Origin of the sequence: Pseudomonas koreensis (assembly GCF_024169245.1) — a bacterium.
Classification (GTDB): domain Bacteria; phylum Pseudomonadota; class Gammaproteobacteria; order Pseudomonadales; family Pseudomonadaceae; genus Aquipseudomonas; species Aquipseudomonas koreensis_F.
In genome coordinates this window covers 492513-503281 of sequence record NZ_JALJWP010000001.1, presented here as the reverse complement: position 1 = coordinate 503281, position 10769 = coordinate 492513, and the positions used below count along the sequence as shown (strand labels likewise).

Genomic DNA, 10769 nt, shown 5'->3' with positions numbered 1-10769 from the left:
AATTCTGTGTATCAGGGCCAGACGAGGTCATGGCCGAACTCGTTCCCGTTGCCCGATAGCCTGAATATCGGCAACGCCGCCGCCTCGACCCTGTCAATCAGCAGGTCATATTCGAAGTGGTTGGCACGCCCGGCATGGGTGACCGCTTCGATGCGTGCAGCGTTGTCCCCCGCCATGTCCCTGATGTCCGCCACCCTGGCGCCTTTGGTCCGGTCGCTGTTCAACAGCCAGATGCGCTCGGCACTCAGTCCGCTGCGGGTGACCGATATCAGCCCCTCGAAGTCGTCGGAGGGAAATCGGGTCGGCGGCGTGTCGCGGGCGCTGGCGTTGAACATCATGTTTTCTTCATGGGGGACGACTTCCAGGTGGCGGGTGTCCAGGGCATAAAGGAACATCTGCGTCTGGCGGGTGCGAACCGATGGGTAGTCGCGCTCGTGATCCCACGCTATGGGGCTGTCCGGCTCGGACCAGCCGGAGGACGAATCGCTCGGTGACTCACTCGTGTCGCTTGTGCCACTGTCCGAGTGCGTGTCGCCGGGGTCACGCCCGGGATATTTGTGGGTCTGACTGTTGAAACGCAGGTACTCGGGATCGGGTGCGCTGGCATACATCCGGCCTTCATTGAGGCTGAAGGTTGCGCTGATCGGTTTGTGCGAGGTAGTGCCGGGGGTGTGGTGGTAGCGGGGCATCATTGTCCCGTCGTTCGCCAGTTCGAAAGGCGTGCGCTCGTCACCGCGAAACAGACCCGGAATATCGGTGCGGTACAGGCAGTTGTTCTTGTTGCGCAGATAGCCGAGTCGCTTCACCAGCGCTTCGCGTATCTCCGGGGTCAGACTGCCCTCGGCGTAATACCAGTCGTGGCGGGCATTGCGCTTGAGGTTGAGCTGTTCGACCGCGTCCCTGGCGAACTGTTCGAGGCGTTGCGGGTTGCTGACGTCATCGAGAAGGCGCTTGTGCGCCTGCACCCAAGCCGGTATCGCCAGCTCGTTTCTCATGTCCTGCTGCAGACGCGTCAGTTGATCGGGCAGCAGGTTGCAGGACTGCAGAAACGCCTCGCGCTCCTTCAAGGTCAAGGTGGGATGCAACCAGCGCAGGGAATCACGCAGCAAATCGGTGACCGGATTGTCCGTGGTCACAGGTTCAGCCCACTGTGGTGGCTTGCCGCTGGTTTGCGCTTCGACGCGAAACCGCGCGATGTCTTCGCCGTGCAAGCCGTACAGCTGCCAGATCTCATGATCGGTCCAGTGCGTGAGGTGCGTCGGTTGCGCATCGAAACCGCCCACGGGTGGGTCGACGCGCATCAAATTGCCGAACATGTCTCTGAACGCATAGCGCGTGTCGGCTTCGTTCGATGCCAGATATGGCCGCATTTCGTAATAACCCTGGGCATCCGGCGAACGCCACGAAGGGGTGTAGCCTGATTCGATGGGCGTCACCACCGGGGCCGGGCGAGGGCGTTTGGCCGCTGGCAGCGAGTCGGGCTGTGCGGTCTCGGCAGGGCGTTTTGGCGCAGGCTGCTCCGTCAGACGCCAGGTTGGGCGATCGGCGTTTTTATACAGGCGCGGGCCTGAGGGGGCTCGTTCGGTCATGCGTTTGATGCGCAAGACGCCGTGCTCGTCCAGGTCGGCGTGGGTGGTTTTAACGCTGCCTTCGAGTTCGACGTCGACGAACTTTCTGCCGACAACCCAACGAAATCCTTCGGCATCCGCGGGCTTCATGCCGCGCAGGAATGCCTCGGACAACCAGTATTCATTCACCGGACTGGCGATCTGCGGCATACCGGCGTTGTGTGTCGGCATATGGACGATTTCTACGGCAGAGGTCCGTGGCGACTCTCCGGCCAGTTGCAGGCCTGGAGCGCTGCGCGCTGGCGTCAGATCGTCCATTCCGGGGCTGCGGAAAACATTGGGAATATCGGCATCGAATGGATTGTGCGGGCGGCCTGGTCGAGGGCCGTTCGATTCGGGCTGATGTGCAAAGGTTACCGGGGGCTTGCGAGGTAGTCTGGGACTCATGAAGTGCTCTGAACTAATAAGAGGTGAAAAACATTAACCGGAAGTTTCCATACTTCGCTGGATGTAATGGCTTGAATGGCGATGGCGTTGTAACTTGTGCGAGCCAATCTAACTGTTTTTCATCAGCCAGAAGTTCTGTTTTGCTCAAGGCGGGAGTTAATTATGTAACTCCAGTTTTGTAGTTGTTTCGGATAGGGAATTGTCTGGTTTTAACTGAGAAAGTTAACCGGCTACCAGTAATTAGGTGTAGGCAACTAACGCCGCTCTTGTCGGAATATTCCCTAAGAGCGGCGCGCGATAAAAAATGCTTGTAAGTTGTCTGCCTTAGTAGGCGTAACGCAATAGCGTATGTGGCAAATGGCGCAATACGAAGAAGCCGAACAGGGCAATCATCGACGGCAGGATCAGCCACCAGATCCTGAATGGCATCGGATTGAGCGATGTCTGCCGCTGGCTCAGCCACAGCATGCCAGCGCAGACGCAACTGGCGAGCATGGCGCCGGCCAGGATGTCGGTCGGCCAATGCGCGCCCAGATAGACCCTCGACAACGCAATGGCCAGTGCCGGGATGCAAGCGATCAACAGCCAGGTCAGGCGCATGCGCGGCGGTTGACCGCGACCGGCGAGCACGCCCAGCGTCAGAAACAGGGCAAACGCGCCGGAGGCGTGGCCGCTGGGCATGCTGTAGGTCGTCAGCGGATCGCTGAGCACTTCCGGGCGTACCCGGGCGAAAAAGTATTTGGTTCCGGTGTTGGCCATCGCAGTGATGAGCATGGTGGAACCGGCGAAAATCGCCTGGCGCCACTGCTTGCACAGCAACAGCAGCACGACGAGCAAGGCGCTGAACAGCAGCATATTTCGGAATTCGCCGATCAGGGTCAGCGTCACCGCGATTTCGTCCAGGGCTGGCTGGCGATGCTCCTGCACCAGGGTCATCACGCCATTGTCGAGCGCGGTCAAGTACGGGTAGCCGATAAACAGGCCGATCAGGATCAACAGGCCCATGCTGCCGATCCAGATCGTCGCGCGACGATGGCGACGCATGCTGCTGTTGACGCTCAGGCCGACCATCACCGCGATGCTGGCGGCGACGATACCGGCCTCCAGCCAGAAACCTTCCGGCAATGGCAGGCGGAACGCCGCGCCCGTGGCCCAGCCCGGCAACAGATAAGCCAGGCTCCAGCCAGCGGCGGCCAGCAGGCTGACAGCGAAGAAACGCGGGAATGGCATGTCGCACATCCCCGCGACCATCGGCAGCATTGGCCGCAACGGACCGATGAAACGCCCGACCAGCAGGCTGGCGATACCATAGCGCTGGAAGTACGACTCGGCGCCGGCCATCCATTCCGGGTGATGGCGCAGCCCGGGGAGGCGGCGGATGTTCTGGTGGAAATGGCGACCGAGGAAATAGGAAATCAGATCACCGAGGATGCCGCCGAGAAAACCCAGCAGCAGCGTTTCGCTCAATGACAGCGCGCCGCTGCCGGCCAGTACCGCCACGGCAAACAGCAACACCGTGCCCGGCACGATCAGCCCGGCAATCGCCAGACATTCCACGCACGCAACGATGAACACCGCTGCGGCCAGCCACTGTGGATTGGCGCCGAGCCATCCGGTGATGCTATCGAGCCATGGGCCCATACAGAAAACTCCATCCAGTCTTTAATTGATCGTTACGCGTTTGACTTCTGACCTGTGGGAGCGAGCCTGCTCGCGAATGCGGTGTGTCAGGCGATAGAAGCGTTGGCTGGCACGACCCCTTCGCGAGCGGGCTCGCTCCCACAGGGGGGCATCATCTATTTGCGGATTCGGCGTCAGCTCCGGGAAGCAGGAAATAATCCCGGCCTTCGACCTGACCCCGTCGCAGCGGGTTCCGCGTGCACCATTGCGCATACGCGGCGTCCACGAAGCGATACATCAGATGCTCGTCGCGGCCCAGCGGAATGCCCAGCCGGGTGGTTTGGATAATGTGTGAAGGCGCCGGCCCCGCGTCCTCGACCAGCAACAATTCATGATCGAAACGCTTGGCGTCCCACATCGGCACCTTCAAACCCAGCGCCTTGCACAGGAGCGTCTGCCCGGCGCACAGCTTCTGCGTCGGACGCGGCCGGCCCTGGGCATCGGGATTGTTCAGCAACATCTGCGCCAGACTTGCCGGGCCGCTGACTTCGTCGACCCACGGATAGGCAGATTTGATTAGCACCGCGTTGCCCGGACCCTGCGCGCTGAAGTTCAGCGAATCACCGCCGCGGGCGTAGTACATATAGATGTGCCCGCCATCCAGAAACAAAGCCTTACGTTTTTCTGTGTAGCCCAATGAAGAATGGCTGCCTTTTTCCGCAAAGTAATACGCTTCGGTCTCGATGATTCGCGCACTCAGCCACAGATCGCCGACGCGATGGCGAATGACTTTACCGAGCAGCGCCTGCGCCAGCACCTGGGCGTCGCGGTCGAAAAAACTGTCCGGCAGGCCCACGGGCAGGCGCGCGGACTCGGGGCAAAGGGGCACGGTGGTCATGATGGGCAAGGTTTATCCAGGCTCAATGAGGTCGTGATGATAACAACGCTGAGCTTAATTACGTCTGAACGACGGGCAAACGCAGCTCATTTCGACCATCCGCCCGTCACCGCTGTTAGTCCCGGGACGCGACAGCTATAATCTGCCGCTTTCCTCTTTGCCAAGACCCCAGCAGACCATGACTGAGTCCGTTCTTGACTACATGACCCAATTGGGTCGCGCCGCCCGCGCTGCCTCCCGGGTCATCGGTCGCGCCAGCACCGCGCAGAAAAACCGCGCCTTGCAGGCTGCCGCCAATGCCTTGGACGCTGCGCGTGCCGAGCTGGCCGCAGCCAATGAGCTGGATCTGGCTGCTGGCCGCGCCAATGGTCTCGAACCGGCAATGCTGGAGCGTCTGGAACTGACCCCGGCACGTATCGACGGCATGATCGTCGGCTTGCGTCAGGTCGCTGCACTGGCGGATCCGGTCGGCGCGATCCGCGACATGAGCTTCCGTCCGTCGGGGATTCAGGTCGGCAAGATGCGCGTACCGCTGGGCGTGATCGGGATCATCTACGAATCCCGTCCGAACGTGACCATCGATGCCGCCAGCCTGTGCCTGAAGTCCGGCAACGCGACAATTCTGCGCGGTGGCTCCGAGGCGATTCACTCCAACCGGGCGATTGCCGCGTGCATTCAGCGCGGTCTGGCCGAGGCCGAACTGCCTGCCGCCGTGGTGCAAGTGGTCGAAACCACTGACCGTGCCGCCGTCGGCGCGATGATCAGCATGCCTGAATACGTCGATGTCATCGTCCCGCGGGGCGGCCGTGGCCTGATCGAACGCATCAGTCGCGATGCCCGCGTTCCGGTGATCAAGCACCTGGACGGCATCTGCCACGTGTATGTCAGCGCACACGCCGATCTGGCCAAAGCCCAGCGCATCGCCTTCAATGCCAAGACTTACCGCTATGGCATCTGCGGCGCGATGGAAACCCTGCTGGTCGATCAGGCTGTTGCCAAAAATTTCCTGCCTTCGATGGCCGCGCAGTTCCGCGAAAAAGGCGTCGAGCTGCGTGGTTGCGAGCGTACCCGGGCGATCATCGAGGCTGTAGCCGCCACCGAGGACGATTGGCACACCGAGTATCTGGCGCCGATTCTGTCGATCCGCGTAGTCGACGGTCTGGAGCAGGCGATCGAACACATCAATCATTACGGCTCCCATCACACTGACTCGATCGTCAGCGAAAACCTCGCCGACACCCGCCGGTTCGTAGCGGAAGTCGACTCGGCCTCGGTAATGATCAACACGCCGACCTGCTTTGCCGATGGATTTGAATACGGATTGGGTGCCGAGATCGGCATTTCTACTGATAAGCTGCACGCCCGCGGGCCGGTAGGGCTTGAGGGGCTGACCTGCGAGAAGTACATCGTGGTAGGCGACGGCCAGTTGCGCGGCCAGGCGACGGTCTGACTTGACCGACCTCGACCTGACAGCGCCGCACACCGGCAGCGAGTCGCGCCCGCAACGCATTGGCGTACTGGGCGGTACGTTCGACCCGGTGCACATCGGCCATTTGCGTGGCGCGCTGGAAGTCGTCGAAGCGCTGGCGCTGGACGAGTTGCGCCTGATGCCGAACGCGCGGCCGCCACATCGCGGTACGCCGCAGGTGTCGGCGCAGGACCGGCTGGCGATGGTCGAGTGCGCGGTGGCCGGATTGCCGCCGCTGGTGGTGGACGCCCGCGAATTGCAGCGGGACAAACCGTCCTGGACCATCGATACCCTGGAGTCGCTGCGCGCAGAGATGCCCGCCGAGACCCAGGTTTTTCTGCTTTTGGGCTGGGACGCATTTTGCGGCCTGCCCACTTGGCACCGCTGGGAAGAGTTGCTCCAGCATTGCCACATCCTGGTGCTACAGCGCCCGGACGCCGACAGCGAACCGCCGGATGCCTTGCGCAACCTGCTGGCAGCGCGTTCGGTGAGCGACCCGCTGGCCCTGAAAGGGCCGAGCGGACAGATTGCATTCGTCTGGCAGACACCGCTCGCGGTTTCCGCCACCCAGATCCGTCAACTGCTGGCCAGCGGTAAGTCGGTACGTTTCCTGGTGCCCGACGCGGTCCTGGCCTACATCGATGCGCACGGTCTGTATCGTGCGTCGAACTGAACAAGGCGTGCTTCACTGATACGGATCACCGTATCCCCAAGTCGCCGAATACATGAGCAAAACGAGTTTCATATGACTGATAAAGATCTACCGAAAGTAAAGCGCAAAGGCACGTTCAAGAGCGCACCACTGCCGGAAGCCGTCAACACCAACGAACCGCTCAAGGGCGACGAACTGGTCAAGATTGCCGTCGCTGCGCTGGAAGACGTCAAGGCCCAGGACATCCAGATCATTGATGTGCGCGACAAGCAGAGCATCACTGACTACATGATCATCGCCACCGGTACCTCCAATCGCCAGATCAACGCGATGCTCGACAAGGTCCGCGAGGAAGTGAAGAAGCAGGGCGCCAAGCCGCTGGGCGAAGAAGGCAAGGGCGACAGCGACTGGGTACTGCTCGACCTCGATCTGGTGATCGTGCACATGATGACCGCCTCGGCGCGTCAGTTCTACGACCTGGAGCGCCTGTGGGCCGGTGCCGAGCAAAGCCGTGCGGCCGATGCCAAGCATCACAGCCCGGAGAACACCCACGAGCATTTCACCAAGCTCAACAAAGACCAGTTCTAAGGGATTGCTGTGCGACTGCGCCTGATCGCCGTCGGTTCACGCATGCCCAAGTGGGTGGAAGAAGGCTGGCATGAATATGCCAAGCGTCTTCCGTCCGAACTGGCGCTGGAACTGGTGGAAATTCCGCTCAACACCCGTGGCAAGAATGCCGACGTGGCCCGTTTCATCCGCCAGGAAGGGGAAGCCATGCTGGCCAAGGTCGGGCACAACGAGCGGATCGTCACGCTGGAGGTTCACGGCAAGCCCTGGAGCACCGAGCAACTGGCGGTCGAACTCGATCGCTGGCGCCTCGATTCGCGCACGGTCAACTTCATGGTCGGCGGCCCGGAAGGGCTGGCACCGGAAGTCTGTGCCCGCGCCGACCAGCGCTGGTCGTTATCGCCGCTGACCTTGCCGCACCCGCTGGTGCGGATTCTGATCGGCGAACAGTTGTACCGTGCCTGGACCGTGTTGTCCGGCCACCCTTACCACAAGTAAGCCTGCCCTCATGTCTCAGCCGATCCGCATCAAGGACCACGAAAAGGACGCCCGTCTGGTGCGCAGCCGTGTCGTGTTCGGTGCGATCGTGATCGTGTCGCTGATCTGTGTGCTGATCGCGCGGCTGTATTACCTGCAGGTGATCCAGTACGAGTACCACTCGACCCTGTCGGAAAACAACCGCGTCCATGTGCAGCCGATTCCGCCGACGCGCGGACTGATTTTCGACCGCAACGGCGTGGTCGTGGCCGACAACCGGCCAAGTTTCAGCCTGAGCATGACCCGCGAGCGCTCCGGCGACTGGCAACAGGTGCTCGACGTCATTGTCGAGGTGCTGGAGCTGACGCCCGAGGACCGGGTGATCTTCGAGAAGCGCATGCGTCAGGGGCGCAGGCCGTTCGAGCCGGTGCCGATCCTGTTCGAGCTGACCGAAGAACAGATCGCCCGGATCGCGGTGAACCAGTTCCGCCTGCCCGGGGTGGAAGTGGTTGCGCAACTGGTCCGGCATTACCCGCAGGGCGCGCATTTTGCCCACTCGGTGGGCTACATGGGACGGATCAACGAGAAAGAGCTGAAAAGCCTCGATCCGGTCAACTACAGCGGCACCCACCACATCGGCAAAACCGGCATCGAGCGTTTCTACGAGCCGGAATTGCACGGTCAGGTCGGTTACGAGGAAGTCGAGACCAACGCCCGGGGCCGCGTGTTGCGCGTGCTCAAGCGCACCGATCCGATTCCCGGCAAGGACATTGTTCTGAGCCTCGACATCAAATTGCAGGAAGCCGCCGAGGCCGCGCTGGGCGGGCGACGTGGCGCGGTGGTGGCGCTCGATCCGAAAACCGGAGAAGTGCTGGCGATGGTCAGTCAGCCGAGTTTCGACCCGAACCTGTTCGTCACCGGCATCAGTTTCAAGGCCTACGCCGAGTTGCGTGATTCCATTGATCGGCCGCTGTTCAACCGCGTGCTGCGTGGTCTGTATCCGCCGGGCTCGACGATCAAACCGGCGGTGGCAATTGCCGGTCTCGACGCTGGCGTGGTCACGGCTTCCAGTCGGGTGTTCGACCCGGGCTATTACATGCTGCCCAACTACGATCACAAGTACCGCAACTGGAACCGCACCGGGGACGGCTTCGTCGACCTCGACACGGCGATCATGCGTTCCAACGACACCTACTTCTATGACCTGGCGCACAAGCTCGGCATCGATCGGCTGTCGACCTACATGAACAAGTTCGGCATCGGCCAGAAGGTCTCGCTGGACATGTTCGAAGAATCCCCGGGCCTGATGCCCTCCCGCGAATGGAAGCGGGCGACGCGCAAACAGGCGTGGTTCCCCGGCGAAACCCTGATTCTCGGGATCGGCCAGGGCTACATGCAGTCGACGCCGCTGCAACTGGCCCAGGCCACGGCGCTGGTGGCCAACAAGGGCATCTGGAACCGTCCGCACCTGGCCAAGTCCCTCGACGGAGTCAAACCGGTTGATGACAATCCGATGCCTAACATCGTCCTGCGCGACCCGTCCGACTGGAACAAGGTCAACCACGGCATGCAGCAGGTCATGCACGGTGCCCGTGGTACTGCGCGCAAAGCGGCGATCGGCGCGCAATACCGCATCGCCGGCAAGTCCGGTACTGCGCAAGTAGTGGCGATCAAACAGGGCGAGAAATATGACCGCTCCAAGGTCCAGGAACGCCACCGTGACCACGCCCTGTTCGTCGGCTTCGCCCCGGCCGATGACCCGAAAATCGTCGTCTCGGTGATGGTCGAGAACGGTGAATCCGGCTCCGGCGTTGCCGCGCCCGTGGTGCGCCAGGTCATGGATGCCTGGTTGCTCGACAAGGATGGCCATCTGAAAGCCGAGTACGCCAGCCCAATCACTGCGGAGGCCACGGCCCGTGATGAATAACTTTGATCGCATGCTCTCCAGCGAGGATGTGATGCGTCGCCGCGCGACGTTGCTGCAAAGACTGCATATCGATGGCCCGCTGTTGATCCTGTTGCTGATCCTCGCCGCCGGCAGTCTGTTCGTGCTGTATTCGGCCAGTGGCAAGAGCTGGGACCTGCTCGGCAAACAGGCCACGTCGTTCGGCATCGGTCTGGTGGCGATGATCGTCATCGCCCAGTTCGAGCCGCGTTTCATGGCTCGGTGGGTACCGCTCGGTTACGTGATCGGTGTTGTCTTGCTCATTGTCGTCGACATCATGGGCCACAACGCCATGGGCGCCACGCGCTGGATCAACATCCCCGGGGTGATCCGCTTCCAACCCTCGGAATTCATGAAGATCCTGATGCCGGCCACCATCGCCTGGTATCTGTCCAAACGCACCTTGCCGCCGCAGCTCAAGCACGTCGGCATCAGCCTGATGCTGATTGGCGTGCCGTTTATTCTGATCGTGCGCCAGCCGGATCTCGGTACCTCACTGCTGATTCTGGCCGGTGGCGCATTCGTGCTGTTCATGGGCGGCCTGCGCTGGCGCTGGATTCTCAGCGTATTGGCCGCAGCGGTGCCAGTGTCGGTGGCGATGTGGTTTTTCGTCATGCACGACTATCAGAAGCAGCGCGTACTGACTTTCCTTGACCCGGAAAGCGATCCGCTCGGCACCGGCTGGAACATCATTCAGTCGAAGGCGGCGATCGGTTCCGGCGGCGTATTTGGCAAAGGCTGGCTGCTCGGCACCCAGTCGCACCTCGACTTTCTGCCGGAAAGCCATACCGACTTCATCATCGCCGTGCTTGGCGAAGAGTTCGGTCTGGTGGGGATTTGCGCGCTGCTGCTGATCTATCTGTTGTTGATCGGTCGCGGGCTGGTGATCACCGCCCAGGCGCAAACGCTGTTCGGCAAATTGCTCGCCGGCGCGTTGACCATGACTTTTTTTGTTTACGTTTTCGTCAACATCGGTATGGTCAGTGGCCTGCTGCCGGTCGTGGGGGTGCCGTTGCCGTTCATTAGCTACGGAGGAACTTCGCTGGTGACGCTGCTGTCAGCGTTTGGGGTTTTGATGTCGATCCATACCCACCGCAAGTGGATCGCACAGGTTTGAATAAGGTGAA

General features: G+C 61.4%; 9 protein-coding genes. 6 read left to right on the top strand and 3 right to left on the bottom strand.

Annotated elements, in window-relative coordinates:
- Positions 1 to 11: 11 nt before the first annotated feature.
- The 3 genes from J2Y90_RS02340 to J2Y90_RS02330 form a co-directional block, all read right to left on the bottom strand.
- Positions 12 to 1886, bottom strand: coding sequence for a hypothetical protein (locus tag J2Y90_RS02340; protein WP_253496154.1), 1875 nt, complete (start codon positions 1884 to 1886; stop codon positions 12 to 14).
- 453 nt (positions 1887 to 2339) lie between these two features.
- The gene (locus J2Y90_RS02335; protein ID WP_253496152.1) at positions 2340 to 3656 is read right to left on the bottom strand and encodes a bifunctional DedA family/phosphatase PAP2 family protein; all 1317 of its coding nucleotides are present in this window, start codon (positions 3654 to 3656) and stop codon (positions 2340 to 2342) included.
- 151 nt (positions 3657 to 3807) lie between these two features.
- Complete coding sequence (locus tag J2Y90_RS02330; RefSeq protein WP_253505029.1) at positions 3808 to 4533, bottom strand: DNA-3-methyladenine glycosylase; 726 nt, start codon at positions 4531 to 4533, stop codon at positions 3808 to 3810.
- Positions 4534 to 4711: 178 nt separating this feature from the next.
- Here J2Y90_RS02330 and J2Y90_RS02325 point away from each other — a divergent pair, with 178 nt between their 5' ends.
- The 6 genes from J2Y90_RS02325 (at position 4712) to rodA (ending at position 10759) form a co-directional block, all read left to right on the top strand.
- Positions 4712 to 5983: a glutamate-5-semialdehyde dehydrogenase gene (locus tag J2Y90_RS02325; protein WP_253496149.1), complete on the top strand. Its 1272-nt coding sequence runs from the start codon at positions 4712 to 4714 to the stop codon at positions 5981 to 5983.
- Positions 5984 to 5999: 16 nt separating this feature from the next.
- The gene (gene nadD / locus J2Y90_RS02320) at positions 6000 to 6674 is read left to right on the top strand and encodes a nicotinate-nucleotide adenylyltransferase (protein ID WP_376779090.1); all 675 of its coding nucleotides are present in this window, start codon (positions 6000 to 6002) and stop codon (positions 6672 to 6674) included.
- A 72-nt stretch (positions 6675 to 6746) separates the two neighbouring features.
- Positions 6747 to 7241 carry a ribosome silencing factor gene (gene rsfS / locus J2Y90_RS02315; RefSeq protein WP_016773024.1) on the top strand — a complete coding sequence of 165 codons (495 nt, stop codon included), beginning with the start codon at positions 6747 to 6749 and terminating at the stop codon, positions 7239 to 7241.
- Positions 7242 to 7250: 9 nt separating this feature from the next.
- A complete protein-coding gene (gene rlmH / locus J2Y90_RS02310) occupies positions 7251 to 7718 on the top strand; it encodes a 23S rRNA (pseudouridine(1915)-N(3))-methyltransferase RlmH (protein WP_011063671.1) in 468 nt (155 codons plus the stop codon).
- Positions 7719 to 7728: 10 nt separating this feature from the next.
- Positions 7729 to 9624 carry a penicillin-binding protein 2 gene (gene mrdA, locus J2Y90_RS02305; RefSeq protein ID WP_253496147.1) on the top strand — a complete coding sequence of 632 codons (1896 nt, stop codon included), beginning with the start codon at positions 7729 to 7731 and terminating at the stop codon, positions 9622 to 9624.
- 31 nt (positions 9625 to 9655) lie between these two features.
- Positions 9656 to 10759: a rod shape-determining protein RodA gene (rodA, locus tag J2Y90_RS02300; protein ID WP_051600793.1), complete on the top strand. Its 1104-nt coding sequence runs from the start codon at positions 9656 to 9658 to the stop codon at positions 10757 to 10759.
- The last annotated feature ends 10 nt before the right edge of the window (positions 10760 to 10769 follow it).

Bases quoted from the DNA above. Each gene is read 5' to 3' on its own strand.
- mrdA (WP_253496147.1), top strand. From the start codon at position 7,729: ATGTCTCAGCCGATCCGCATCAAGGACCACGAAAAGGACGCCCGTCTG.
- J2Y90_RS02325 (WP_253496149.1), top strand. From the start codon at position 4,712: ATGACTGAGTCCGTTCTTGACTACATGACCCAATTGGGTCGCGCCGCC.
- J2Y90_RS02330 (WP_253505029.1), bottom strand. From the start codon at position 4,533: ATGACCACCGTGCCCCTTTGCCCCGAGTCCGCGCGCCTGCCCGTGGGC.
- rodA (WP_051600793.1), top strand. From the start codon at position 9,656: ATGCGTCGCCGCGCGACGTTGCTGCAAAGACTGCATATCGATGGCCCG.
- rsfS (WP_016773024.1), top strand. From the start codon at position 6,747: ATGACTGATAAAGATCTACCGAAAGTAAAGCGCAAAGGCACGTTCAAG.
- J2Y90_RS02335 (WP_253496152.1), bottom strand. From the start codon at position 3,656: ATGGGCCCATGGCTCGATAGCATCACCGGATGGCTCGGCGCCAATCCA.
- J2Y90_RS02340 (WP_253496154.1), bottom strand. From the start codon at position 1,886: ATGGACGATCTGACGCCAGCGCGCAGCGCTCCAGGCCTGCAACTGGCC.